We start from the raw sequence: 25511 nt of genomic DNA, 5'->3' as shown, positions 1-25511 counted from the left end.
AGAAGCCCTATGTTTGAAGCGACCGTGGAGTTCACGAAAAACCTAACAAACGTATCAATAAGAGATTACGTCGATGGCGGAAAACCGCTCTGCAAGAAGAAGGATGGTACTGTCATTGAGAACATTTCCGCGTCCGCCAAGACAACAATAATATTTCTTGCGGAGCAATTCGACGGTACGATGTCAGGATATGTTCACATTACAGGTACTGACGGTAGTATACACGTAGAAAAGCATGCAGATGGGATAAGAGAAGGTAATCCCGTCAAATTTCCCTAGGTCAAGGCACGCACTGCTGACGCATTAAATGAATCGGCGCATAATCATTGCGATCACGACGAAGGATCAGGCGGAGAAAAGCCGATGCTCGATATCAACAGGAAAGCGGACGCCTCCTATGCGATCGAGTACTTCCAGGAACATCCGGAAGCCGGACTGTGCCAGGAGGGTCGAAGCTGGTGGATTACCCCAAACGCCAACGAGACGGACGGGCAGGTTTTTTCCATGGATATGACGGAGGCCGTGCGGCTCAAGGACGATGCGCGCCTTCGAGCCGTCCCCGACATCGCGCATGCGGGTCGGTCGCTCTGGGTCATGCGGGACATGACGTAGTCGCCGTCGCGAAGACGGGAAGACGTTTGCCCTACAGCAGCCCCCTGCCCGCGAGATTGCGCATCAGAGCCGCGGATCCGAAGGTCCATGGCGCGCACTGCGTCGACAACCTCACCGTATTGGTGAGATGGCCGAGCTCGGCATTGGCGATCGTCACCACGTCGCCGAGCTTGTGGGTGAAGCCCTGGCCGGGCTCGTCGCGGTCTTCGACGGGCGCAAAGAGCGTGCCCATGAACAGCATCAATCCATCGGGGTATTGGTGATGCGGGCCGATCGTCTGAGCAACGAGGTCGAGCGGATCGCGGCTGATTTCGGCCATCGAGCTGCGGCCGGTCAGGCGATAGCCGTCCTCGCCCTCGACGATCAGGGTGAGTTCGGCCTTGCGGACATCGTCGATCCCGTAGGTTTCATCGAAGAGGCGGATAAAGGGACCGACGGCGCATGAGGCGTTGTTGTCCTTGGCCTTGCCGAGAAGCAGCGCCGAGCGCCCCTCGATGTCGCGCAGGTTGACGTCGTTGCCGAGGGTGGCACCCCTCACCTGACCGCTCGAGGAAACCGCGAGCACGATCTCCGGCTCCGGATTGTTCCAGCGTGAGGCCGGATGCAGGCCGACATCGGCGCCCGGGCCGACCGCCGAGAGAACCTGCGCCTTGGTGAAGACCTCCGCGTCCGGGCCGATGCCGACCTCCAGATACTGCGACCAGACGCCCTCTTCGATGAGGGCTGCCTTGACGCGGGCCGCCTCCGGCGAACCGGGCTTCAGGTTTCGCAGACTGTCGCCGATGACGGCTGTGACGCGGGCGCGGATCGTTTCGGCGCGCGAGGCATCGCCCGCCGCCCGCTCCTCGATGACGCGCTCGATCATCGAGCGCGCGAAGGTGACACCACAGGCCTTCACCGCCTGCAGATCGAAGGGCGCAAGGAGATGCAGGGCGGATGGATCCGCCTTCTGTCCGAGGCAATCCTCGAGCGCGACAAGCCGCTCGCCCTGGGTGGAGCGGACGTGCGCAACGGGATCCGGGTGTTCGAGGAGGTCGCGCATGGTGGGCGCTGCCTTCGAGGTGATGTCGAAGAGCGCGCCGTCACGGATCACAACTACCGACGGGCCGCCGACATCGGCTCGCCAGGCGCGACCGACAAAGGTGCCATTTTGAAATACCGGATCCGCCATGCCGTTCCACCCTCCCGTGAGCGCTACCATCATGCAGCGGAAACCTCCGCTGTAAAGCGGGCGACGACGATCGAACGTCCCTTGGGTTGTAGCGGTCGGAACATTGCAAATTTTCACGCGTTTACGGTTACGGCGCGCCGATCCGAGCGCGCCCCGCCGCTCTGTCTCGCGAGCGCACGAAATCCGGCGCCCACCGCTGCCCCGGGAAGGTTCAGGAGCAGCCGGCCGAGGCCACGAGGAGATCAAGAAAGGATCAACGCAATGAACCAGCACGAAGAGTTCAAGGAAAAGCCGGTCATCGACCCCGTGACCGGGCAGCCGCTGCCCCAACCCACTGCGCAAACGCACCTCAGCGACGTACCTGTCGAGCCCCCCAGACGCAGCAGCTGGCCAATCATCATCATCCTGCTCGCCGGCCTGGTGCTGGCGTTGATCGCCTGGCTGCCGGCCGAACTGAGCCGCGACACCGCCAACACGGCAGCGCCGCCGGCGACCACCGACCAGCCGGCAACCGGGACGACGGGCCAGGCCACACCGCCGGCCGATACGGGCACGGCTCCCGCCGGTGGAACGACGACCCAGCCGGCCCCGGAAGCGACGCCGCAGCAGGGAACACAGGGCGCTAGCCCGAACTCGACCCCTGGCACGACACCCGAAATGACGCAGCCGGCGCCGTAAGCAGGACGGAGCACGCGCAAACCGGTGGGCCGGAGGCTTTTGATCTCCGGCCCTCGCGTCGTCGTTCACCAGAACAAAAATCATGGGGCCGAATGACGGATCGGGTGTGTCCGTTAAACGTCGTTCGTCAGTCCGGCCGGATGTTCGCGGAAATCATCGCGTCCCAGCCAGCTGCGGCGCAGTCGGCGATCGCGACCAGGGTTTCCCGCGTGGCGCCGTCGCGCGCCTGGATCGACATGCCGTGCTGCAGCGAGGCGACGTAGGCGGCAATCGCGGCGCAGTCGACACCCACAGGCAGTTCGCCTTCCTCGACTGCGCGCTCGAAACGCTGCTCCAGAGCCATCTGCTTCTCCAGCCGACGCAGCTTCAGTGCGTCACAGACCTCCGCATCACCACCCGCCATCTGCGGTGCCGACAGAACCACCATGCAGCCTCTCGGCTCGCCACGCTGTGTAAAATTCTCGGCCGTGCGTCTCAACAGGTCGTGCACCGCCGCCTTTGCGGTCGGAACCGTCTCCAGTTCATCCCAGATGCCGGCACCGTCGGTGCGGCCGTAAAGGTCCACGGCCTCGATGAAGAGCTGCGCCTTGCTGCCGAAGGCAGCGTAGAGGCTCGGCGGGTTCAATCCCATGGCCCGAGTCAGATCCGACAGCGAGGTATTGTCATAGCCCTTGTCCCAGAAGAGCTGCATGGCGCTTGCAAGCGCCTCGTCCCTCGAAAAATTGCGTGGCCGCCCGCGGCTCATCTCGGCTGATCCTGTTTTTGTATCGATCAATACATAAATCGCTTGACAGCGGATGGCAAGTCGTTTCCCCTTATATGTATCGATCACTACAAATTTGGAGAAACCAGTGACGAGTTTGAAAGACAAGGTGGCCCTGGTGACGGGCGGCAGCCGCGGCATCGGTGCAGCGATCGCAAGGCGCCTGGCAAGCGACGGCGCAACCGTGGCGGTGACCTACAGCCAGTCGAAAGAAAAGGCCGAGGCGCTCGTGGCGGAGATCACGGGGGATGGCGGCAGCGCACTGGCGATCCAGGCGGACAACCGCGATCCGGGCGCGGTTGAAGCCGCCGTCAAGACGGTCGCGGAAAAACACGGTCGCATCGATATCCTCGTCAACAATGCCGGCATCTTCGACGCCGGGACGGTGGACGAGGTGACTGAGGAGGATTTCGACCGGACGATCGACGTCAATGTGAAGGCGGTGTTTCTCGCCACGCGCGCCGCTTCGGCGCACATGCCGGATGGCGGGCGCGTCATCACGATCGGCAGCAACCTCGCCGCCCGCGTCCCATGGCCGGGCATGAGCCTTTATGTGCTGAGCAAGAGCGCGCTGATTGGCTTCACCAAAGCGGTGGCGCGCGATCTCGGGCCGAAGGACATCACCGTCAACATCGTCCATCCTGGCTCGACCGACACGGACATGAACCCGGCCAACGGCGAACATGCCGGCCCGCAGCGCGGACTGATGGCGATCCCGCGTTTCAACGAGGCGAGCGACGTAGCAGGCGTCGTCGCCTGGCTGGCGGGGCCTGACGGCCGCAGCGTAACGGGCGCCGAATTCACCATCGACGGCGGCACCAACGCCTGATCAGGCAAGGAACAAGGCCGGAAACGCAGCGTCCGGCCTTTTCCTACTTCGTGATGCTATGGCTTCGGACCGTGTCAGGCCAGGAAACGCTCCGGCCGGTAGGGCGCGATGTCGATGACCGTCTTTTCGCCGGTCATGGCTTCCGCCAGCGCCCGACCGGTGACCGGCCCAAGCGTCATGCCGTGATGGGCATGGCCGAAGGCAAACCACAGGCCCTCGTGACGCGGCGCCTTGCCGATAAGCGGCATCATATCCGGCGTGCAGGGACGCGCGCCCATCCAAGGTTCTTCGTCGCGACGTTCGGCAAGCGGGAAGAATTCGCGCGCCACCCGCTCGGCCCGCGTCAGCTGCACCGGCGTCTTCGGCGCATCGCGCCAGGCAAATTCCGCACCCGTCGTCAAACGGATGCCGCGCAGCATCGGCGCCAGGAAGTAGCCCTTTTCGGCATCGAGCACCCAGTTGTTGAGCTGCGCGCCGTCCTGCATGCCGTAGTGCATGTGGTAACCGCGTTTGACCGCAAGCGGGAAATGATAGCCGAGTTTGCGGGTAACCGTATCGGCCCAGGGGCCGAGCGCCACGACGACTTCGCGGGCTTCCAGCGGCCCTTCCGGGGTGGCGACGCGCCAACCGGGACCTTCGAGTACGTGTTCGGTCGTCGCCGCATCGCCGGAAATCAGCCGTCCGCCCAGGGACTGGAAGTAGGCGAGATAGGCCTTGTTGAGGCTGTGCGGATCGCGGATCGACCAGGGATCGCTCCAGCGCAGACCGCCGACGAGATCGGCCTTGATCGACGGCTCCAGCGTCTTCAACTCGCTCGTCGAAAGCTTCTGGTGGTTGACGCCGAAGCCCGCCGAGAGCTTTTCCGCTTCCTTGTACGCGGCGTCGCGTTCCTTCTCGGTGCGGAACACTTTCATCCAGCCGTCCTTACGGATGAGGTCGCCGGCGCCGGACGCCTCGATCAGATCCTGATGTTCGGTGATCGAATGCTCGATCAGCGGCGCATAGAGCTGGGCGATGCGCCGGTGCTGGGTAAAGCCGGAATGCCACCAGTAGCGGGCGAGGAACGGCACCAGGCCCGGAAGGGCGCGGAAATGGTAATGGGCGTCGATGGTGTTGTTGAGCGCGTAGCGGAAGAGCGCGCCGAAATCATGCGGGAAGCCGTATGGAAAGACGCCTTCGCGCTGGATCAGGCCGGCGTTGCCGTAGGAGGTTTCCTCGCCGGGGCCACGACGATCGAGCAGCACCACCGACTTGCCGCGGCGGGCGAGATGGATGGCGGTGGAAATGCCGACGATGCCGGCGCCCAGAACCACTACGTCAGTCTTCATCTCAGGCTGCCCCGTTGCTCGATCAAGACAAACCGCGGCTTTGCGTGAAGCCGCGGCACCAATATCACTTCTTCTTCAGCGCATTCATGATTTGCTCGAGATAGCCGAGCAGTACGGCCGAGACGACAAAGGCCAGATGTATGATCGTCGCCCACATCAACTGCTCGCTCGAATATTGCTGCGCGTTTAAGAAGATCTGCAGCAGGTGGATCGAGGAAATGGCCACGATCGACGACGCAACCTTGATCTTCAGACTGCCGGAATCGAGCTTGCCGAGGAAGGAGACCTCCGCATCGCCTTCGTCGAAGCGGCTGACGAAGTTTTCGTAACCGGAAATCATCACCATCACAATCAGGCTGGCCACGAGCGCTGCATCGATCAGGCCGAGCATCGCCAGAATCATCTGCGCATCGTCATAGACGAAGACCATGCTGGCGATCTTCAGCAGCTTGAAGGCGAACGAGATGCCGTAGAGGGCAAGTGCCGCGACCAGGCCAAGGTAGAAGATGACGAGAAGCCAGCGGCTGGACAGGATGATCCGCTCGACGAGCAGTTCCAGCGATTTCATGATGTTCGATACCCCGGGGCGAAAACGACAATTGGGGCATCAATAGCCAAGCGGGCCAGCAAGGGCAAGCAAGACGATTCGGCCACCAAACACATCGAGGGCGGCTGTGACGCCGCCCGTTTCCTGTTTATGCCTAACAACTCAAATAGGGCCGCTCAGCCGCGGCGCACCAGGCCGGCAACGAGCGAAATCACCAGAAAGACCAGGAAAAGGAAGAAGAGGATCTGCGCGATGCCCGCGGACGTGCCGGCAATACCCCCAAACCCAAGTACACCCGCTATGATTGCCACAACGAGGAAGACAAGCGCGTAGTATAACATAGCAATTCTCCTTGCCTAAATCACTGCAATGCAAACGCGATAGCTTTCAATTTGTTCCAATTCTCGATCAAAATCGGCGCGCGGAATTCCGTGGCGTCACTCGACATTAATATTCTGTTTACGATGAAAGACGAAAGAGTCCCAAATCGGCACGGTTTGCACCGGAAATGCCCGGAACCTTCGCAATACTCTGACGTTCTTCATCCATGGAACGCAGGGTCGAAATGAAGATGCCGACAGCACATATCTGGAAAACGGCGATCGAAGCCGGACGGGAGCGGACGCATCTCTCCGATAGAAATCTTCACATCGGAAAGACGATGCGCGACCTGTACACGGACGGCGAAGAACAAAGCGCAAAGCTTCAGTCTCTGCTTGAAGAACTTCGCAGGCGAGAGGCCAAGGCAAAGAAGAAATAAGCGCGATGCGCATGACAAACAAAGCCGCGCGACAGGTGTCGCGCGGCTTTTGTCTTGGCGTCGTTCTTCCGGGGAAGCAACTGACTGCTTGCCACGAACCGCCTAGCGGCGCGACATCCAGTCGTCGATCTGGCGCTCAGCCTCGTCACGTGCAACGCCGTATCGCGCCTGGATCCGCCCGGCGAGTTCTTCCCTGCGGCCATCGATGATATCGAGGTCGTCGTTGGTGAGCTTACCCCACTGCGACTGAGCCTTACCCTTCAACTCGTGCCATTTGCCTTCAACAATGTCCCAGTTCATTTCCGATCCTTTCGGTTGATGCAGTCGCCCTAGCGCAATTGCCCAAGAGCTACCGGTGAAATCAGTTACGAGCCTTGGCGCCGCTTTCGCTTCGCGCGGCAACGGCATAGCTGCCATCATCGACCTTGACCTCGACCTGCAGACGGCCAGGCGCCTTCACCTGCCACTCGATGGTCGCGTCTTCTACGAACAGCGCCGGATCGACTTCCGCGCAGGCGCCGTAGGCGTGCTTGAAGCTCGTCGATGTCGCCTCGATCGCAGGCGAAAGCAGTTCGCGGCATTCGTCTACGGTCTCGAAAGCCACGGTGGGCGCCGGCACTTCGCGGCAGGCCTCTGTCGTCTGCATGCAGCCGACCAGGACCATGATGGCGGCAATGTGTTCCATTCGCATGCTCCCTTGCGTCAAACTCCAACAGCAAACGGAAATGTGCGATCTGCGGTTCCGCGAATGGGCGCGAAATATTTCCTGGAACCTTGGCGTCAGCTGCGCGTTTGAGCGGTCCAGAGACGGTCGGGAAACGTCATTCGCCCGCAGCGTTCAGCGGGCGACCACTGCCCACAACCGGGACGGCCATCGACCGTCGGCCACCCCAACAATGGAACAAAAACGCCCCGCTCTCGTTTTCGCAACGATAACAAGCGCTGCGACGGCGGCCGAGCGACGGAGGAGATACTGGCGAGGCAAGGACACACCACAAGCGGCTCGCTCATTGCGAGCGCCGAAAGGTAACATCAAAAGTCGATCAGGACGGCGCGGCATCGGGTACGGGCTATGCCTCATTGTCGTCATTCTGTTCGTCACCAGTCGCGGGCAAATCGATTTCACCGAAAATTGATTCTCAGTTCAACAAAGCAACCCTCGGATAGGAACGCGTCATGAAGAAGATACTTATCGTAGCAAGCCTGATCCTCCCCCTCGCGGCATGCACGCAGACAGAAAAGGGCGCGGCGATCGGCGCAACCGGCGGTGCCATCGTCGGCGGTGCGGCGACGGGCAATGTCAGGGGTGCGGCCGTGGGCGCGGCCATCGGCGGCGTCGCCGGCGCGCTCATCGGCAACGCCAACGAACCGGGCCGCTGCATCTATCGCGACCGCTACGGCCGCCGCTACGAAGCCGCCTGCTGATCGGCGCATCTCATAAAGAAACGGGCAGCCGCCCGTTTCTTCCCCCTCAAAGCGGAACCCCACCCTTCGACGGGACTTTGGCCGCAGCCTCCGCTTCATCGAGTTTTTCAAGAAGATTGAGAAAGAGTTCCGGAACGGGCTCCTGCTCCAGCGACCGATAGAGCGCCTTCAAGCTGGTGCCGATCGAGCCGCCGATTTCGAGCGTTTCGGCAGTGCCTCCGCGCTGTTGGCCTACGCCGCCGTGCTTTCCGGTTTCTTCATCCATGCTGCGTCCCACCACCGCTTAGTCCTTCACGGCTTTTGCTGCCCTTGCGAAATCGCCGGCACACCGTTTCGAACACGTCCCCCATTTGCTCTAAGCCGAAAAACGTGTTCAAAACATCCATCTATTCCGCCCCATACCCCCTATCCTCAGAAATCAAACGAATCGCATTGCACGTAAGGAAGTCGTTGATGTCACTTTCGACCCGGATTGCGCCCCACCTGCCCTTTCTGCGCCGTTACGCGCGGGCCGTCACAGGCTCGCAGGCCGCAGGCGACGGCTATGTGGCCGCCGTTCTCGAAGCCCTGATCGAGGATATCAGCCTCTTTCCGGAAGCCTCGAACGACCGGATCAGCCTCTACAAGCTGTTCTGCTCGCAGTTCGAAAAGATCTCGATCGACCGCAGCGAAAATGCCTCACCGTTCGCATGGGAAAAACAGGCGGCCGCCAATCTCTCGCTGATCGCGCCGGCGCCGCGCCAGGCGTTTCTGCTCGTATCGGTCGAGGGTTTCTCCATCGCCGATGCGGCCGAGGTCATGAACCTCAGCCAGGCCGAGTTTTCGAAGCTGCTGACAGTCGCCTCGGAGGACATCTCGCACCAGGTCGCAACGGACGTCCTGATCATCGAGGACGAGCCGCTGATCGCGCTTGATATCGAGGATATGGTGACCAGCCTCGGCCACCGCGTCACCGGGATCGCCCGCACCCACGGCGAGGCGCTCGATCTCTACCGCAAGACCTCTCCGAAGATGGTTCTGGCCGACATCCAGCTTGCCGATGGCAGCTCGGGCATCGACGCCGTCAACGAGATCCTCACGCAGGCCGCTGTGCCGGTGATCTTCATCACCGCCTTCCCCGAGCGGCTGCTGACCGGCAAGCGGCCGGAGCCAGCCTTTCTCGTGACCAAGCCGTTCAATCCGGACATGGTGAAGGCACTGATCAGCCAGGCGCTGTTCTTCGACGAGCACGCACGCTCTGCCCGGCGTTAGGCCGGGCAACACATCCCCTTATCCGGGCAGCTGACGTTCAGGCGGCTGGTCGCTGATTTCCTCGACGATGGCGAGGACGATGAGAGAGAGCGGCAGCGCCAGCATGGCGCCGACCGCCCCCCACATCCAGGTCCAGAACACGATCGCCAGGAAGATCAAGAACGGGTTCACCTCGAGCTCGTTGCCGAGGATGGCCGGAATGGCAAGGTTTTCCATCGCAAGGTGAACGACGAAGAAGGCCACCGCCGGCGCCAATGCCAGCCACAGCACCTCGTGCGTCATCAGCCCCGCCACCAGAAGGCTCAGCGTCATCGCCGTCACGCCGAGATAGGGAATGAAGCTGGAGACGAAAGCGAACAGGCCCCACAGCGGCGCCATGCCCAGACCCCCGACAAAAGCGATCACCGTCGTCACGAGACCGAGCGAGAAATAAATGACGCTGGCGATCGAGAAGTATCGCGCCAACGCATCCTCGATGCCGTTCATGATGCGAATGGCGCTAAGCCGCCGCTCACGGCTGGCAAAGGCAAGGATGACCGCCTTGCGCAGTTGCAACCGCCCGAGCAGAAACAGGCCGAGTGCTGCGAGAAAGATCAGTGTCTGCACCAAAGCGGGTGTCAGCCCGGCGGCGGTGGCGGCAAGCATTGGGCCGGCATTCTTCATGACGGTATCGGCAATCGCATCGTTGCCGACGCTGCGCGCGACGGCCAGACGCAGCCACTCGAACCGGTCAATGAACGGCATCACCCGCGCCACCACGCTTTCGGCAAGCTTCGGCGCCTCCGAGGCGAGCGCCGTCAACGGACCCAGGAGGGCATTGACGAGCCACGAGAGGCCGGTGACGAAAATGATCGCCAGCAGCAACCCTCCGAAAATCGGCGGCAGGCCATAACGCGCCAGTCCGTCGGCCGTCCGGCCGAGCACGACGCCGACGACGATCGCAAGCGTGATCGGCAGGAGGATCGTTTCCATGGCGTAAATGCCCGCACATGCGGCAATGGCGAAAAGGCCAATGATGCTCCAGGCGACCATCAGATCGATGCCGTCGCGCCGCGGGGCTGTCGATGGCGCCGCCGTCGCCACAGCAGCCTCTTCCTCGACGATCCACCGCGCACGCTTGCGCTGCTGGGCGGCACCCGCCCGACGCAGCGTATTCGCGATCATGCCTCGCCGTCCTTCAGCCAGGGCCGCGCGCGGTTCGTTCGCGTTTCCGGTCAACAGATCAGGCCGCCCTGCCTTTTGCTCCGGCCCGGCTTGCGGCACATCGCGTGAATGATCTTGCACGGTCAATGGTGTTCCGGCGGGAAGACATGCAGGGTCAGCGACAATAGGCCAAGCCCAAGGATGATGACGAGCAAGGTATGGGCGACACCTGCGGCGGTGTAGGGAAGAAGACCGAAACCGATCATGACGCCCGCCAGGAGAAGGACACAGACACGGGGCAGCCAGTAAAGCATAGACAGTCCTCCCAATCGTGGCGGCCGGTTTTGGCCTGCTTCTTCGGATTGGACACTTAACGTGCCGGTGCGCCGTTTGGTTCCGCGCAAGGGAACTGAAATGGGAACGAAAAACGCCGCCGGACGGCAGTCCGGCGGCGCAGGAATAAGAAGACGGGAAATCCCGTAGCGCAGGCCTTAGGCGGCAGCGGCGACGACGATGACTTCGACGAGGTATTCCGAGGTCGCGAGCTTGGCTTCGCCGGTGGCGCGAGCCGGGGTGTGGCCCTGCGGTGCCCAGGCGTCCCAGACCGAGTTCATCTTCGGGAAGTCTGCCATGTCGGCGAGCCAGATGGTGGCCGAGAGGATGCGGGTCTTGTCGGTGCCGGCGAGCGCCAGAAGACGGTCGACTTCGGCAAGCGCCTGCTTGGTCTGCGTCACGACATCGTCACCGGCGTTGCCGACCTGGCCGGCGAGGTAGACGGTGTTGTTGTAGACCACGGCCTGGCTCATACGGGGGCCGGTTTCGAAACGCTTGATTTCCATGAACGTGTTCCTGAGGTTGGGCCGAACGATCGGTCCGGCCAAAAAGCGGCTGCCCGCCGCCAAGAGGCGAGAAGTGAAGGCGGCGCGACACCTCTACACCATCAAGCCCCCAAGTCAAAGAAGCCGGGCATTGGCTGCCCGGCTTCTCTTGTTTCTTCAGCAAAAATCAGCAGCGGCGGATCAGGCCGCCTGCTTCTTCTTGGCAAGGCGCGCCTTGATGCTCTCGACATCCGCACGCGGCGTCGCTGCAAACAGCGTCTTGGTGTAGCTGTGCTTCGGGTCGGCAAAGACCTCGTCGCGGCTGCCGTATTCGACCGCTTCGCCGAAATACATCACCATGACATCGTCAGCGATATAGCGCACGACAGAGAGGTCGTGGCTGATGAAGACGTAGGTGAGCTTCAGTTCGTCCTGAAGGTCGGCGAGCAGGTTCAGCACCTGTGCCTGGACCGACAGGTCGAGCGCCGACACCGGCTCGTCGAGTACCAGCAGCTTCGGGTTCAGCATCAACGCGCGCGCAATGGCGATACGCTGGCGCTGGCCGCCCGAAAACATGTGCGGATAGCGGTTGAAGTGCAACTCGGTGAGGCCGACCTTCTTCAGCATCGTCATCGCCCGGTCGCGCCGTTCGTCGGCCGGCGTGTCGGTGTTGATGACCAGCGGTTCCATCAGGATGTCGCCGATCTTCTGGCGCGGGTTGAGCGAGCCATAGGGGTTCTGGAAGACGATCTGCACCTTGCGGCGCATCTCCGGCGTCATGTCGCCTTTGGAAATATCGATCTTCTTGCCCTCGATCAGCAGTTCGCCGGAGGTCGCCGGATCGATCAGGGTGAGGATGCGGCCCAGCGTGGACTTGCCGCAGCCGCTTTCGCCAACGATCGCCAGCGTCTTGCCCTGTTCGACGGAAAAGCTCACGCCCTTCAGCGCATGAACCGTCTTTGCCTTTTTGATGAGGCCGCCGGGGATATGGTAGTCGCGCACCAGATTGCGCGCTTCGAGGATCACGCTCATTGGGCCGCTCCTTCGTCGACGAAGAGTTCGGAAATCGTCGGCAGACGATCGCCGGTCGCGTTGTCAGGCAGCGCCGCCAGAAGTGCGCGCGTGTAGTTGCTCTTCGGGTTTTCGAAGAGCGTCAGCACGTCGGCCTCTTCCATCTTGCGGCCCTTGTACTGCACGACCACCCGGTCGGCAGTCTCGGCGACCACGCCCATGTTGTGCGTGATCATGATCAGGCCCATCTTGTGCTCGGCCTGCAGCCTCATCAGGAGGTCCAGGATCTGCTTCTGGATCGTCACGTCGAGCGCGGTGGTCGGCTCGTCGGCGATCAGGAGCTTCGGGTTGCAGGCGATCGCGATCGCGATCATCACGCGCTGGCACTGGCCGCCCGACATCTGGTGCGGATAGTGGCCGAGCCGTTCGGCCGGATCGGGAATGCCGACCGCCTCGAACAGTTCGATCGCGCGCTTGCGGCGACCGGCCTTGTCGAGGCCCATGTGGATGCGCAGCACCTCCTCGATCTGGAAGCCGACGGTGAAGCACGGGTTGAGGCTGGCGATCGGCTCCTGGAAGATCATGGCAATATCCTTGCCGACGATCTTGCGCCGTTCGTTTGCCGACATGCCGAGCAGGTCGCGGCCGTTGAAGGTGAGCTTGTCGGCGGTCACTTTCGCCGTCCAGGGCAGAAGCCCCATCGCGGCCAGCATCGACACGGATTTGCCCGAGCCGGACTCGCCAACGATCGCAAGCACTTCGCCTTCATGGACCTTCATCGACACGCCGTTGACGGCGCGGAAGGGACCGGAGGCCGTCTGGAATTCGACGACCAGGTTTTCGATTTCGAGAAGCGCCATGATCAGGACCTCTTCAGCTTGGGATCGAGCGCATCGCGCAGGCCGTCACCCATAAGGTTGATCGCCAGCACCGTGATCAGGATCGCGATACCCGGAAGGGTCACCACCCACCAGTGGCTGCTGATGAACTCGCGGGCTTCGGCGAGCATCGTGCCCCATTCCGGTGTCGGAGGCTGTGCGCCCATGCCGAGGAAGCCGAGGGCGGCAGCGTCAAGGATCGCGCTCGAGAAGGAGAGCGTCGCCTGGACGATCAGCGGCGCCATGCAGTTCGGCAGGATCGTCTTGAACATCAGACGGCCATGACCGGCGCCGGCCACCTTGGCGGCAACGACATAGTCACGGGTCTTTTCGCTCATGACGGCAGCACGCGTCAGGCGCACGAAGTGCGGCTGGAAGACGAGCGCGATGGCGATCATGGCGTTGACGAGGCCCGGGCCGAGGACGGCGACCAGCACGAGGGCGAGCAGCAGCGACGGGAAGGCCAGGATGATGTCCATCACGCGCATGATGACGGTATCGACCCAACCACGGAAGTAGCCGGCGATGACGCCAAGCGCGATACCGCCGACGAGCGACAGGGTCGTGACGATGACACCGACGAACAGCGAGAAGCGCGTGCCGTAGATCAGCCGGGACAGCATGTCGCGGCCGACGGCGTCGGTGCCGAGCAGGAAGCCGGCGCGGCCGCCCTCCTGCCATACCGGCGGTACCAACACCGCATCGCGGTACTGTGCCACCGGATCGTGCGGTGCGACCCACGGTGCGAAGACCGCGAGCAGAACGAGGAACACGAAGAACACGAGACCGATCACGGCGCCGCGGTTCTCGGAGAAGTAATACCAGAACTCGGCCAATCGCGCCCGGCGGGACGGATCGGTCGAAACGGTGCTTGTTGCAGCAGCTTGAGACATGACGCCCTCCTTAGTGCCGGATGCGCGGATTGATGAGACCGTAGAGCAGGTCGACGATGAGGTTGACCAGCATGATCACCGCGGCGATGACGAGCAGGCCGCCCTGGATGACGGCGTAGTCGCGACGCGACACCGAATCCACCATCCACTTGCCGATGCCCGGCCAGGAGAAGATCGTTTCCGTCAGGATCGCACCGGCGAGCATGACGCCCACCTGCAGGCCGATGGTGGTGACCACCGGGATCATCGCATTGCGCAGCGCATGGACGCCGACGACCCGGAAGGTCGAAAGGCCCTTGGCACGTGCCGTGCGCACGTAGTCTTCGGAGAGAACTTCAAGCATCGCCGAGCGCGTCTGGCGCGCGATGACCGCAAGCGGAATGGTTCCAAGCACGATCGTCGGCAGGATCAGGTGGCTGACGGCCGACTTGAACGCGCCGGCCTGACCGGACAGGAGCGAGTCGATCAGCATGAATCCGGTTACCGGCGGGAAGAAGTACATCAGCGAGATGCGGCCGGAGACCGGCGTCCACTGCAGCATGCCGGAAACGAGCATGATGAGCAGCAGGCCCCACCAGAAGATCGGCATGGAGAAGCCGACGAGTGCGGTGCCCATCATCGCCTGGTCGACGGCCGAGCCGCGCTTGATCGCAGCAATCACGCCAGCCGGAATGCCGAGAATGACCGCAAACAGGATCGCACAGAGCGAAAGCTCGACGGTTGCCGGAAACAGTTCGAAGAACTGATCGATGACCGGCTTCTTGGTAACGATCGAGGTGCCGAAATCACCCTGGAGCACGCCCCAGAGATAATCGAGGTATTGCACCACGATCGGCCGGTCGAAGCCGAGTGCGTGTGAAATTTCCGCATGTCGCTCCGGCGACATGACGCGCTCGCCCGAAAGCAGCGCAACCGGATCGCCCGGAAGCAGGCGGATGAAGGAGAAGGCGATGATGGAGACGCCGACGAAGGTCGGTATCAGGACAGCCAATCGCCCCAAGAGAAATCGGAACATGTTAAACCCCGCGCCATGTTGCCGCGGCATTGTATCCCGCCGCTGGCACCACCGCATGCTTTCCCACTTAACGGCCAAGCATACAGCAAGTCGAAATGCCACAGCGACCTTTTGCGCTCCGGCCGGAACTCAGGGTCGCTATAGTGGATGCAAAGAGGGGCGCTTGCCCTTGGCAAACGCCCCCTTAAGGATCAGTTAACTAAATTACTCGGTGATGTCCACGCCGTCGAAGGCAAAATCACCAAGTGGGCTCTGAACGAAGCCCTCGACGTTCTTGCGCATCGGCACGACCGAGAGCGAGTGGTCGATCGTCGCCCACGGCGCTTCGCGCTTGAAGACGACCTGCGCCTCTTCGTAGAGCTTGGTGCGCTCTGCGGGGTCAGAGGTTTCCTTCGCCTTCTTCACGAGAGCATCGAATTCCTGGTTGCACCACTGTGCACGGTTGTTGCCGCCGACAGCGTTGCAGCCGAGAAGCGTGTCGAGGAAGTTGTCCGGGTCGCCGTTGTCGCCGGTCCAGCCGAGGATGACGGCACCGTCACGATCCTTGGCCTTGGACTTGTCGAGGTATTCGGCCCATTCGTAGGAGACGATCTCGACCTTGACGCCGATCTTGGCGAAGTCCGACTGCATCAGTTCAGCTGCGCGACGGGCGTTCAGCATGTACGGACGCGAAACCGGCATTGCCCAGAGCTTCATCGACAGGTCCTTGACGCCTGCGTCTTCAAGCATCTTCTTGGCGACTTCGGGCTCGTAGGTGTCGTCTTCGATCTTGTCGTTGTACGACCACATCGTCGGCGGGATCGGGTTGACGGCCGGCTGGGCAGCACCCTGGAAGACGGCATCGACGATCGCCTGCTTGTTGATCGCCTTGTTCAGCGCCTTGCGGACTTCCGGCTTGTCAAACGGAGCCTGGGTCGTGTTGTAGGCGAGGTAGGAGACGTTGAGGCCGGCCTGTTCCATGACCTTCAGGTTCGGGTCTGCCTTCATCTTCGAAACGTCGGCAGCATTCGGGAACGGCATCAGGTGGCATTCGCCAGCCTGGAGCTTCTGGAAGCGAACCGAAGCGTCAGACGTGATCGCGAAGACGAGGTCGTCGATCTTCTGCTTGCCACCCCAATAGTCCGGGTTTGCCTTGTAGCGGATGACGGCATCCTGCTGGTAGGCGACAAAAGCGAACGGACCGGTGCCGAGCGGCATCTGGTTCATCTGCTCCATCTTACCGTCAGCCTGCAGCTTGTCGGCATATTCCTTCGACAGGATCGAAGCAAACGGCATCGCGATGTTGGCGAGGAACGGCGCTTCCTTGCGCGTCAGGGTGAACTTGACGGTCAGGTCGTCGACCTTCTCAACCGACTTGATGACTTCCGGGAAGCCCATGCCGGCTGCGTATTCCCACGAAGCGCCAGCAATGTACTTGTTCCACGGATTGTCAGCCTTCAGCTGGCGCTCGTAGGAGAACACCACGTCGTCGGCAGTGAAATCACGCGACGGCGTAAAGAATTCGGTGGTCTGGAACTTGACGCCCGGACGCAGCTTGAAGGTGTAGACCAGGCCGTCGTCGGAGATCGTCCAGCTTTCGGCGAGGCCCGGCTCAACTTCGGTCGTGCCCTTCTTGAACTCGAGCAGGCGGTTGTAAACCGTGTGCGCAGCCGCGTCGAAGGTCGTGCCGGCGGTGTACAGGCCCGGGTCAAAACCCTCTGGCGAACCTTCCGAGCAATAAACGAACGTCTTCGACCAGGCGGAGCCGGCCATCAGCGTGGCAAGCGCCGTCGCTGCAAACAGAGTAGTGAGCTTTTTCATGAGCTTTGCTTCCCAGATTTGTTTTTGTTCTCGTGTTTTCCTGACGCGGAATGCCGTTGCCCCCGGTCAAGGCCGGATGGAACGACATTTGGCGTCGCATTGCAATAAGTCGCCGCAGAAATTTGTCTATGCGAAAAATTCGTCCGCAGGTAGAGCCGGGACATTCGTCCACTGTTTTAGAATCGCCTGACAAAACAGTACACCGCGGCACCTAAAATCCACGACGTTCCGGCCGCTTCCACAGGGTCTGCAGCCTCCCCCGCCAGCCCCTTGGGCGGCGCGATGCCACACCGGGGAAGCCACCTTGGTTCCGGAGTGAATACCCCTACGGAGAATGTCGTGATCACGGCCGCACGAACACGCGATTCGGCCTCGACAGGTTTTCGTCAATCCCCAGATACTATGGTAGAAATCCCGAAAGGGATTGTGCAATAAAATGTATACAAAACTCGGGGGAGATATTCGACGTGCCCAGACGTCCTTGGGAGGGACCGGCAGCCACCTTTTACAGCTTTCAGTCGCTCGGTGGGCTTGCCGAGGGACGGGCATGACCCTGCCTGTCGGCAATACCGGCAACGCACTTTGCCGATTGATCGCTGCGGCTCGCGGGATAAACTGCCGCACGACGATAAGGGGATAGCCAGTCCGTGGCGGCTTTGCTGGAAAATCACAGGCGATACGACCTTCGCGACGAGCTGGAGAAGGCGCTCAACCGCGTCGATTTCTTCCGCATTTTTCATACCATGGCATTGCGCTACGGCTTCAGCCATTTCGGCATTCTGCAGCTCGGCAACGAGAACGACGCCTGCATGCTGTCCACCCGCCTAGTATTGCACGACCTGCCCTCCGGGCTCGCGGAGGAATACGACAAGCGCCATCGCTTTGGCGACTCCGTGTTTTACAAGACGCTGCACCGCTCGGCGATCTCGTCGGTATGGCGGGCGGACGACCCCGGCTGCGACGCCAGCCAGAACCTGCTGGTGCAGCTCGGTTTCGAACTGCTCGTCAGCGCGCCGGTGCACGCAGCCTCCACCGGCGCGCGCTACGCCGTGCTCTTTCTCGGAGACGGGGAGGATATCGGCCGGGCCGAGCATGTGGCGCTCGCCTATGACGCGATCGCCGCCTTCGACTATTTCTATCGCATCGCGCTTGCCAACAAGGCCGGGATGGGACTGACGCCGCGCGAAACCGAAATCCTCAAGTGGATCTCGCATGGCAAGACGGCAAGCGAGATTGCGCTCATCGTTTCGGTGTCGGAGCACACGGTGAACTCACACACCGCAACGATCCTGAAGAAACTCGACGTCGTCAATCGCACCCAGATGGTGGCGAAGGCAATCCGAGAGCAGATCATCCAGTAGCAGCCGATGCGTGGCCGCGTTTCGCACCGCCACGCCCAACGAACGGGACGCCCGCCATCAGCAAGGGTATTCGGTCATGACGCGAAAAGCACACATCCTGCTCGTTGACGACGACCCGGCAGAAAACCTGATCCTGCGCGCGCTCATCCGCAAGGTGAGCAGCATCGACATCGAGCTGCACTACTGCCAGACGATCGATGATGCGCTTGCATTCCTGCGCTCGGGCAAACCCGTATCGATGATCCTGCTCGACAACCGTCTGCGGCCGCAGCTCGATTTCCGCGAGACGGTCCCGGCCCTCCGGCATCAGGGCTATATCGGCCCGATCGGGGTAATCTCAGCATCGCTCGCCGATGCCTATTTTCAGAATCTGGAGGATTACGGCGCCGATTTCCGCATCGACAAGGCTGAAATCGACCCCACTGCGATCGACTTCATATTGCGGGAATATCTACCGCAAGAGTAACACCCGGCGGCACTTCAGCCGCCAGGTCATGCCGCACCATTTGCGCGGGCGTTGCTCGGAGATATCAGGCCGCCGAGGTCTGCGGACGCTTGGTTTCTTCCAGGCCGAGCAGGAAGTTGATCTGCGGGCGCGCCTTGACCAGGTCGTCAATCGTGTAGCCCTGCAGCACTTCGAAGAAGGCGTTCAGCGCCTTGCGGAGCGCCGAGTTCAGGCCGCAACTGTCGACGAGCGGGCATTCGATCTCGCCCGCCTCGAAGCATTCGGCCATCGCGAAACTGTCTTCCGTCACCTTGACGACGTCGAACAGCGTGATCGCCGAAGCGGGCTTCGGCAGGCGCACGCCGCCGTTACGGCCACGCACCGTTTCAACGAGGCCAGCCTTGGTCAACGGCTGCAAGATCTTGAAGAGAAACAACTCGGAAACACCATAAGCCCTGGCGATTTCGGGAATGCGGCTGAGCTTTTCCCCGTTGGCGGCGCAGTACATCAACATGCGAACCGCGTAGTTCGTTTGCTTCGTCAGACGCATCATTCACTCCGGCATCGAGAGGTTCACGAACTCATCATATAGGACGGATCGTAGTTTGGAACAATTCCAAAAAGCCAGAAAAGTCACTTCTTGTTGAGCGTTTACGGTTTCCTGATTGACTGTTTTCAGCGCTCCGGTCAGAAAGATGAGGAATTTTGTTAACTTAGCTCAAACAAGAAAATGGAGGAAGCGATGTCCGTTTCAAGAGCAGCGATGGGCGTTCTGTCCCTGACGGCAACCCTGCTGGCAACGAGCGCCGCCTGGGCCGATGGTGAAGTCAATATCTACTCGTACCGGCAGCCCGACCTGATCAAGCCGCTGCTCGACGCCTTCACCAAGGAAACCGGCATCACCACCAATGTGCTCTTCCTCGACAAGGGCCTCGTCGAGCGCATCCAGGCCGAAGGCGCCAACTCGCCGGCCGACGTGATCCTGACCGTCGACATCAGCCGCCTGACCGAAGCCAAGGATGCAGGCGTAACCCAGCCTGTCGTCAACGAGACGATCAACAAGGATATCCCGGCGCATTTCCGCGATCCTGAGGGCAACTGGTTCGGCCTCACCACCCGCGGCCGCGTCGTCTACGCATCCAAGGAGCGCGTCGCCCAGGACGACATCACCTATGAAGAGCTTGCCGACCCCAAGTGGAAAGGCAAGATCTGCACCCGCGACGGCCAGCACTCCTATAACATCGGCCTCTTCGCTTCGATGATCGCCCACCATGGCGAAGCCGAGACCGAGAAGTGGCTGACCGGCCTCAAGAACAACCTCGCCAAGAAGCCTGACGGCGGCGACCGCGACCAGGCCAAGGCGATCCTGGCCGGCGAATGCGACCTGGCACTCGGCAACACCTACTATGTCGGTCTGATGATGACCAACGAGAAGGAGCCGGAACAGAAGGATTGGGCAGCGGCGATCAAGGTACTCTTCCCGAACGCCAAGGACCGCGGCACGCACGTCAACATTTCGGGCATGGCACTCGCCAAGAATTCCCCGAACAAGGACAACGCGCTGAAGCTGATGGAATTCCTGTCGGAAGGCGAAGCCCAGAAGATCTACGCCGAGCAGGTATTCGAATATCCGGTTCTGCCGGGCGCCGAGCCGTCTGACGTCGTGAAGTCCTTCGGCACGATCAAGCCGGACGAACTGCCGCTCGCCGACATCGCCGCAAACCGCAAGAAGGCTTCGGAACTGGTCGACAAGGTCGGCTACAACGACGGTCCGCAGGACTGATCAACAAGGCAATTGCTTGAATGCGAACAGCGGGCCACCGGCCCGCTGTTTTCGTTTCAACAAGCGAAATTCAAGGAGGCTCATTGCGCCTTGGCGCGCAACTCCGCGGCGTAGTCGAGGATCGCCTTGCGCCGCTCCGGCGTCCCTGGATGCGTTGAGAGAATGCTGGTGTCGCCGTGATCGTCTAGCTTCTTTTCAAGCAGGTCGAAGAAGCGCGCGGCCGCCGTCGGATCTCGCCCTGCCTTCTGCATCAGCTCGACCGAGTGTCGGTCGGCAGCAGTTTCCGCGCCGCGCGAATAGGAAAGCGACAAGAGACCAGCGCCCTGCACCAGGACGTCGTCCACGCCCGAACCGATATCGCCGCCGATCATCATGATGAGGCCGGCAACGCCGGCAGCACGGTAGATCTGCCGCAGACTATGTTCGAGCTCGACATGGCCGATCTCGTGCGCCAGCACGCCAACGATCATTTCGGTATCGTCCCCGGCAAGTTCGATGAGCTCGTCGGTGACGACCAGCGTGCCATCCGGAAGCGCAAACGCATTTGGTCCGACCACACCGCCCTTGCGGAAATTGAGCGTGTAACCGGCCTCGCCGCGGCCTGATCGGGCGGCGATTGCCTTGAAGCCGTCGCGGATCCTTTCCTGCCGCTCAATCGCCAGCTGCGTCTTGTCGAACAGTGTCTGATCCATCGTCTCCATCGTGCCCTTCGACATCATCTCCGGCACGATCGGCGGGGTCACGAGGACGGCGACCTCGACGAGCGCAGGAACCGCATAGCGATAGATGGCAACGCCGCACAGCACGGTGGCTGCGACGACGGCGATGAGACGTGGACGAAAACGCTCCCATTCGTGGATGTGGTTGACCCTGCCATTCAGCTTCAGAAAACGATCGACTGCCTCGTTGTCCGGCGTTTCGAACAACGAACCGTCTGCAAATTCGACGCGGCGCGGTATCGCCCCGACGCGGTCGGAAATATCGACACTTGCCAAGGTGCCACGGGCAAGTTCGGTGCTCGCATCGTCTACGGCCCTAAGGCTGCCCCCCTCTTCCAACAACCGCGAGGGCACCGACCGGCTGGAACCCGCCGGATGCCACTCGCCACGTGCGATCTCGATGCTGCTAGAAGCCAAAATCGAACCCTTCGAAATCCATGAATTCCGCTCCAACCGCCGACGCTTCCGCTTCGATTTCGCTCATTAGCGTTCCGACGGCGCCAAAGACGGTTACGCCCGTCAGGGTCCATTTGTAACGGGCCATGCGGACGGCCGCCCAAGGTCGCAGCAGGCCCAGCGTCAGGATGGTGACGACGAAGTTCGATATGGCGATCCACGTGTAGCGGCCCCGAGAAAGACCGCTGAGGAACCGATGTTTTCCGTCAAAAACCGTCGCCCCCCAAACGGCGTTGCGCACGGCTGCACTGTAGAACAACGCGATGACTGCGTAGAAAGACATGGACGCCACATATCCTGCGCCCAAGCCTACCCATCCCCACCTCGGATCGTTCAGCGATTGGAGCAAACTTGGCGATGCGCGAAGCGTTCCCATCAAGATCGCGAAGACAACAACGCCAAGAACCAGCGCAAGCCCCACACCCAGGAACATGCCGCGATAGAGCGGGCCGAACGGCGGGTTGGTCTCAAAGGCCCTGCCGCCAAAGCGCAGGTTCGATCCGACGTAGCGCCCAACCCATCGGCTTGCGAGCGGCGTCAGTAGGCCCAAGGTGATAATGGAAAGGAACCCGCCCAGAATGAACGCCTTGAAGGCACCGCCCATCGTGCCGACGAAGTCGAAGCGGACGTTGCGGTAGCTCGTCACCCGTGCGCTGAAGCGCAACCCGCGTGCGGCCAGCCAGGGAACGAAGAAGAGCGAAAGCAACAATAACGCGATGCCGACGATCGGAACGAATGTCAGCAGAAGATTGTAGAGGATCAGATAGCCGAAAACGATCACTCGCCCGATCAGGATCTGCTTGCCCTTGGCATGGTACTCGAAGGTACGGCCGAGCAGAACCGTGTTTCCGTAGAAGTATCGGTTGCGCCGGACTTTTGCCCAGGCGGAATAAATGCCAAGCGTGACGATCGTCAAAAACACGTTGACGATCCAGATGCCGAAATATTCCTTGCCGCTCCCCATGAAAGAGAAACGGTGAAAATCGATCGACACGTCGCGTGTCGGCGCTGCTTGAAACGACGTCGCTTCAGCCACGACCATGATGGGCCCCTCCGTCCATCCTTTGTGCATCGGACGCGCCGCAAAGCGCTCCGGAGCACATGATCAAACACAAATCGTCTGGTGCGCCCCCGCCCGCCAGACTGCCGTTGGGGCAGCGGTGAATTCACGACCCATGCCCACGGTTCGCAAGTTAGTTGTGCCGTATCGCCGAATGCAACAAAAAAGGGCCTCCCGAAGGAGGCCCCGAGGCGGGAGGATCTTTATCCCGTTGTTACTTCATCGTCGGCATGACGAACTCGGCACCGTCCTTGATGCCCGAAGGCCAGCGCTCGGTGATGGTCTTGGTGCGGGTCCAGAACTTGATCGAGTCCGGGCCGTGCTGGTTGAGATCGCCGAAGGACGAGGACTTCCAGCCGCCGAAGGAGTGGTAGGCGAGCGGAACCGGGATCGGAACGTTGACGCCGACCATGCCGATGTTGATGCGCGAGGCGAAGTCGCGGGCCGCATCACCGTCGCGGGTGTAGATTGCGACGCCGTTGCCATACTCGTGCTTCATCGGCAGGTCGAGGGCTTCCTCGTAGGTCTTGGCGCGGACGACCGAGAGAACCGGTCCGAAGATTTCCGTCTTGTAGATGTCCATGTCCGGCGTGACGTTGTCGAACAGGCAGCCGCCGATGAAGTGGCCCTGCTCATAGCCCTGCAGCTTGAAATCGCGGCCGTCGACGACGAGCTTGGCGCCTTGCTCGACACCGCTGTCGATCAGGCTGCGGATGCGCTGTTCGGCTTCCTTGGTGACGACAGGGCCCATATCGGCCTTCTCGTCGGTGTAGGGGCCGATGCGCAAGCTTTCGACCATCGGGGTCAGCTTGCTGATCAGGCGGTTGGCGGTCTCTTCACCGACCGGGACGGCAACCGAGATCGCCATGCAGCGCTCGCCGGCCGAGCCGTAGCCGGCGCCCATCAGGGCGTTCGCGGCCTGGTCGAGATCGGCGTCGGGCATGATGATCATGTGGTTCTTGGCGCCACCGAAGCACTGGGCGCGCTTGCCGTTCATTGCCGCGGTGCCATAGACGTAGCGGGCGATCGGGGTCGAGCCGACGAAGGAAACGGCAGCGATATCCGGATGCGTCAGGATCGCGTCGACAGCACCCTTGTCGCCGTTGACGACGTTGAGGATGCCTGCCGGCAGGCCGGCTTCGATCATCAGTTCGGCAAGGCGGATCGGAACGGACGGATCACGCTCGGACGGCTTCAGGATGAAAGCGTTGCCGCAGGCGATGGCCGGGGCGAACATCCACATCGGGATCATGGCCGGGAAGTTGAACGGGGTGATGCCGGCGCCGATGCCGACGGCCTGGCGGATCGAGTACATGTCGATGCCGGGACCGGCACCTTCGGTGAACTCGCTCTTCTGCAGATGCGGAATGCCGATGACGAATTCGCAGACTTCGAGGCCACGGATGAGGTCACCCTTGGCGTCTTCGATCGTCTTTCCATGCTCGCGCGACAGGATCTCGGCGAGCTCGTTCATGTTGGCGTTCAGAAGTTCGACGAACTTCATGAAGACGCGGGCGCGGCGCTGCGGGTTGGTGGCCGCCCACTTCGGCTGTGCTGCCTTGGCGCTTTCGACGGCTGCCGAAAGTTCCGCGTCGCTTGCCAGCGCCACGGTGCCCTGCACTTCGCCGGTTGCCGGGTTGAAGATGTTGCTGACGCGGCCGCTCTTGCCGGCGACGCGCTTGCCATCGATGAAATGACCGAGTTCGTACATGAATGGTTCCTCCAGATCTTGATTGTGGCGGCATGATCGCACTACGATTTCAACAAATCAATTTCCGATATTCAGCAACCGTTGTGCAAAAATTGAAGTCCAACGGTTTTGTATAGGGTTGTCGCACTATGAACTGGGACGATGTCAGAATGTTTCTAGCCGTCGCGCGAACCGGACAGATCCTGGCCGCATCCAAGCGGCTCGGCGTCAATCATGCCACGCTCAGCCGTCGGGTGACTGCGCTGGAAGAGGCGATGAAGACACGGTTGCTCGTTCGTCGGCCGAACGGTTGCGAACTGACCGCCGAGGGCGAAATCTTCCTTGCGGCAGCCGAGCGCATGGAAACGGAAATGCTGGCGGCGCAATCGCAGATCGGCCGGATCGACACGGCGATCGCCGGCACGGTGCGCATCGGTGCACCCGACGGTTTCGGTGTTTCTTTCCTCGCGCCCCGGCTCGGCAGGCTGACGGCGCGCTATCCGGAATTGAAACTGCAGCTCGTGCCGGTCCCTCGGTCGTTCTCGCTGTCGCAGCGCGAGGCCGATATCGCGATCACCATCGAACGTCCGGAACAGGGGCGCCTCGTTTCCTCGAAACTCACCGACTATACGCTCGGCCTCTACGCCTCGGCGGACTATCTCGAAAAGCACGGCACGCCGCAGACGATCGACGATCTCCGGGAGCACCGCCGCATCGGTTACGTCGAGGATCTGATCTTCACGCCGTCGCTGAATTTTTCCGCCGAGATCATGCGCAGCTGGGATGCCTCGTTCGAGATATCGAGCGCGACGGGCCAGACGGAGGCAGTGCGTTCCAGCGCCGGCATCGGCATTCTGCACAATTACATTGCCCGCCATGCGCCGGAGTTGAAACGCATCCTGCCGGAAACGACCATCCGCCGCGCCTACTGGACCACCTATCACGAAAGCGCGCGCGATCTCGTGCGCGTTCGCACCGTCGTCGCCTTTCTGCAGGAACTGGTGACCGCGGAGCACCAGATTTTCGTCTGAGACCTCCGGCGCACAGGCACGTTTCTCGCGAGCGAACGCGGTCG

At 61.5% G+C, this 25511-nt stretch carries 31 protein-coding genes; 11 read left to right on the top strand and 20 right to left on the bottom strand.

What is annotated here, in order from left to right; all coding sequences use genetic code 11:
• Positions 1-9 precede the first annotated feature (9 nt).
• Positions 10-279, top strand: coding sequence for a hypothetical protein (locus tag IB263_RS03465; protein WP_112770520.1), 270 nt, complete (start codon positions 10-12; stop codon positions 277-279).
• Between the two features lie 84 nt (positions 280-363).
• Positions 364-612 carry a hypothetical protein gene (locus tag IB263_RS03460; RefSeq protein ID WP_090294915.1) on the top strand — a complete coding sequence of 83 codons (249 nt, stop codon included), beginning with the start codon at positions 364-366 and terminating at the stop codon, positions 610-612.
• Between the two features lie 31 nt (positions 613-643).
• Here the strand turns inward: IB263_RS03460 and IB263_RS03455 are convergent, their stop codons facing one another.
• Positions 644-1816 carry a fumarylacetoacetate hydrolase family protein gene (locus tag IB263_RS03455; protein WP_246810949.1) on the bottom strand — a complete coding sequence of 391 codons (1173 nt, stop codon included), beginning with the start codon at positions 1814-1816 and terminating at the stop codon, positions 644-646.
• Positions 1817-2044: 228 nt separating this feature from the next.
• Between IB263_RS03455 and IB263_RS03450 the strand changes: the two genes are divergently transcribed.
• Positions 2045-2461 carry a hypothetical protein gene (locus IB263_RS03450; RefSeq protein WP_210338196.1) on the top strand — a complete coding sequence of 139 codons (417 nt, stop codon included), beginning with the start codon at positions 2045-2047 and terminating at the stop codon, positions 2459-2461.
• Positions 2462-2588: 127 nt separating this feature from the next.
• Here the strand turns inward: IB263_RS03450 and IB263_RS03445 are convergent, their stop codons facing one another.
• Complete coding sequence (locus IB263_RS03445; protein ID WP_034800870.1) at positions 2589-3206, bottom strand: TetR/AcrR family transcriptional regulator; 618 nt, start codon at positions 3204-3206, stop codon at positions 2589-2591.
• A gap of 52 nt (positions 3207-3258) precedes the next feature.
• Between IB263_RS03445 and IB263_RS03440 the strand changes: the two genes are divergently transcribed.
• Positions 3259-4053, top strand: a complete 795-nt coding sequence (locus IB263_RS03440; protein WP_113554029.1) for a 3-oxoacyl-ACP reductase family protein — start codon at positions 3259-3261, stop codon at positions 4051-4053.
• Positions 4054-4127: 74 nt separating this feature from the next.
• On the opposite strand, the gene IB263_RS03435 is transcribed toward IB263_RS03440, so the two are convergent.
• The 3 genes from IB263_RS03435 to IB263_RS03425 form a co-directional block, all read right to left on the bottom strand.
• Positions 4128-5381: an FAD-binding oxidoreductase gene (locus tag IB263_RS03435; protein WP_034800866.1), complete on the bottom strand. Its 1254-nt coding sequence runs from the start codon at positions 5379-5381 to the stop codon at positions 4128-4130.
• 64 nt (positions 5382-5445) lie between these two features.
• On the bottom strand, positions 5446-5949 hold the full coding sequence (locus IB263_RS03430; RefSeq protein ID WP_082566270.1) for a TIGR00645 family protein: 504 nt from the start codon (positions 5947-5949) through the stop codon (positions 5446-5448).
• Between the two features lie 155 nt (positions 5950-6104).
• On the bottom strand, positions 6105-6269 hold the full coding sequence (locus tag IB263_RS03425) for a DUF1328 domain-containing protein (RefSeq protein ID WP_034800864.1): 165 nt from the start codon (positions 6267-6269) through the stop codon (positions 6105-6107).
• A gap of 224 nt (positions 6270-6493) precedes the next feature.
• On the opposite strand from IB263_RS03425, the gene IB263_RS03420 reads away from it, so the two are divergent.
• Positions 6494-6688: a hypothetical protein gene (locus IB263_RS03420; protein ID WP_060602200.1), complete on the top strand. Its 195-nt coding sequence runs from the start codon at positions 6494-6496 to the stop codon at positions 6686-6688.
• Between the two features lie 102 nt (positions 6689-6790).
• On the opposite strand, the gene IB263_RS03415 is transcribed toward IB263_RS03420, so the two are convergent.
• Positions 6791-6988, bottom strand: coding sequence for a CsbD family protein (locus IB263_RS03415; RefSeq protein WP_090294925.1), 198 nt, complete (start codon positions 6986-6988; stop codon positions 6791-6793).
• A 61-nt stretch (positions 6989-7049) separates the two neighbouring features.
• Positions 7050-7373 (bottom strand): hypothetical protein, encoded by a 324-nt coding sequence (locus tag IB263_RS03410; RefSeq protein WP_034800858.1) that lies wholly within the window; start codon positions 7371-7373, stop codon positions 7050-7052.
• A 491-nt stretch (positions 7374-7864) separates the two neighbouring features.
• On the opposite strand from IB263_RS03410, the gene IB263_RS03405 reads away from it, so the two are divergent.
• Entirely contained in the window at positions 7865-8113 is a 249-nt protein-coding gene (locus IB263_RS03405) for a glycine zipper domain-containing protein (protein WP_034800856.1), read from the top strand.
• 46 nt (positions 8114-8159) lie between these two features.
• On the opposite strand, the gene IB263_RS03400 is transcribed toward IB263_RS03405, so the two are convergent.
• Positions 8160-8378, bottom strand: coding sequence for a NepR family anti-sigma factor (locus IB263_RS03400; protein WP_060584014.1), 219 nt, complete (start codon positions 8376-8378; stop codon positions 8160-8162).
• 188 nt (positions 8379-8566) lie between these two features.
• Here IB263_RS03400 and IB263_RS03395 point away from each other — a divergent pair, with 188 nt between their 5' ends.
• A complete protein-coding gene (locus IB263_RS03395; RefSeq protein WP_034800852.1) occupies positions 8567-9364 on the top strand; it encodes a response regulator in 798 nt (265 codons plus the stop codon).
• Between the two features lie 18 nt (positions 9365-9382).
• On the opposite strand, the gene IB263_RS03390 is transcribed toward IB263_RS03395, so the two are convergent.
• The 8 genes from IB263_RS03390 to IB263_RS03355 all read right to left on the bottom strand — a co-directional run bounded on the left by IB263_RS03390 (position 9383) and on the right by IB263_RS03355 (position 16922).
• On the bottom strand, positions 9383-10513 hold the full coding sequence (locus IB263_RS03390) for an AI-2E family transporter (RefSeq protein ID WP_370689547.1): 1131 nt from the start codon (positions 10511-10513) through the stop codon (positions 9383-9385).
• Positions 10514-10650: 137 nt separating this feature from the next.
• Positions 10651-10821: a hypothetical protein gene (locus tag IB263_RS03385; RefSeq protein ID WP_089044705.1), complete on the bottom strand. Its 171-nt coding sequence runs from the start codon at positions 10819-10821 to the stop codon at positions 10651-10653.
• A 177-nt stretch (positions 10822-10998) separates the two neighbouring features.
• Complete coding sequence (locus tag IB263_RS03380; protein ID WP_192437597.1) at positions 10999-11346, bottom strand: RidA family protein; 348 nt, start codon at positions 11344-11346, stop codon at positions 10999-11001.
• Positions 11347-11526: 180 nt separating this feature from the next.
• Complete coding sequence (locus IB263_RS03375) at positions 11527-12357, bottom strand: ABC transporter ATP-binding protein (RefSeq protein WP_034800847.1); 831 nt, start codon at positions 12355-12357, stop codon at positions 11527-11529.
• Positions 12354-13196, bottom strand: coding sequence for an ABC transporter ATP-binding protein (locus IB263_RS03370; RefSeq protein ID WP_082566271.1), 843 nt, complete (start codon positions 13194-13196; stop codon positions 12354-12356). The genes IB263_RS03375 and IB263_RS03370 overlap by 4 nt, the downstream gene beginning before the upstream one ends.
• Positions 13197-13198: 2 nt before the next feature.
• Positions 13199-14107 (bottom strand): ABC transporter permease subunit, encoded by a 909-nt coding sequence (locus tag IB263_RS03365; protein ID WP_034800846.1) that lies wholly within the window; start codon positions 14105-14107, stop codon positions 13199-13201.
• A gap of 10 nt (positions 14108-14117) precedes the next feature.
• A complete protein-coding gene (locus IB263_RS03360) occupies positions 14118-15122 on the bottom strand; it encodes an ABC transporter permease subunit (protein ID WP_034800844.1) in 1005 nt (334 codons plus the stop codon).
• 204 nt (positions 15123-15326) lie between these two features.
• Positions 15327-16922, bottom strand: coding sequence for an ABC transporter substrate-binding protein (locus IB263_RS03355; protein ID WP_034800843.1), 1596 nt, complete (start codon positions 16920-16922; stop codon positions 15327-15329).
• A gap of 647 nt (positions 16923-17569) precedes the next feature.
• On the opposite strand from IB263_RS03355, the gene IB263_RS03350 reads away from it, so the two are divergent.
• Together IB263_RS03350 and IB263_RS03345 are read left to right on the top strand one after the other, a co-directional pair.
• Positions 17570-18283, top strand: a complete 714-nt coding sequence (locus IB263_RS03350) for a helix-turn-helix transcriptional regulator (protein ID WP_060516477.1) — start codon at positions 17570-17572, stop codon at positions 18281-18283.
• 10 nt (positions 18284-18293) lie between these two features.
• Complete coding sequence (locus IB263_RS03345) at positions 18294-18749, top strand: response regulator (RefSeq protein WP_089044704.1); 456 nt, start codon at positions 18294-18296, stop codon at positions 18747-18749.
• Positions 18750-18813: 64 nt separating this feature from the next.
• On the opposite strand, the gene rirA is transcribed toward IB263_RS03345, so the two are convergent.
• On the bottom strand, positions 18814-19278 hold the full coding sequence (gene rirA, locus IB263_RS03340; RefSeq protein ID WP_034801384.1) for an iron-responsive transcriptional regulator RirA: 465 nt from the start codon (positions 19276-19278) through the stop codon (positions 18814-18816).
• A 213-nt stretch (positions 19279-19491) separates the two neighbouring features.
• Here rirA and IB263_RS03335 point away from each other — a divergent pair, with 213 nt between their 5' ends.
• The gene (locus tag IB263_RS03335) at positions 19492-20511 is read left to right on the top strand and encodes a Fe(3+) ABC transporter substrate-binding protein (protein ID WP_370689548.1); all 1020 of its coding nucleotides are present in this window, start codon (positions 19492-19494) and stop codon (positions 20509-20511) included.
• Positions 20512-20591: 80 nt separating this feature from the next.
• On the opposite strand, the gene IB263_RS03330 is transcribed toward IB263_RS03335, so the two are convergent.
• The 3 genes from IB263_RS03330 to IB263_RS03320 form a co-directional block, all read right to left on the bottom strand.
• Positions 20592-21647: a M48 family metallopeptidase gene (locus IB263_RS03330; RefSeq protein WP_034800842.1), complete on the bottom strand. Its 1056-nt coding sequence runs from the start codon at positions 21645-21647 to the stop codon at positions 20592-20594.
• Positions 21637-22728: a YjgN family protein gene (locus IB263_RS03325; RefSeq protein WP_051659565.1), complete on the bottom strand. Its 1092-nt coding sequence runs from the start codon at positions 22726-22728 to the stop codon at positions 21637-21639. The genes IB263_RS03330 and IB263_RS03325 overlap by 11 nt, the downstream gene beginning before the upstream one ends.
• A 232-nt stretch (positions 22729-22960) precedes the next feature.
• Entirely contained in the window at positions 22961-24457 is a 1497-nt protein-coding gene (locus tag IB263_RS03320; RefSeq protein WP_034800841.1) for a CoA-acylating methylmalonate-semialdehyde dehydrogenase, read from the bottom strand.
• Positions 24458-24585: 128 nt separating this feature from the next.
• Between IB263_RS03320 and IB263_RS03315 the strand changes: the two genes are divergently transcribed.
• Positions 24586-25467: a LysR family transcriptional regulator gene (locus IB263_RS03315; RefSeq protein ID WP_113189578.1), complete on the top strand. Its 882-nt coding sequence runs from the start codon at positions 24586-24588 to the stop codon at positions 25465-25467.
• Positions 25468-25511 lie beyond the last annotated feature (44 nt).

This window comes from Ensifer sp. ENS03 (assembly GCF_014852035.1).
Lineage (GTDB): Bacteria > Pseudomonadota > Alphaproteobacteria > Rhizobiales > Rhizobiaceae > Ensifer > Ensifer adhaerens.
The sequence above is the reverse complement of the archived record's forward strand: the minus strand, read 5'-3'. Positions and strand labels throughout refer to the sequence as shown.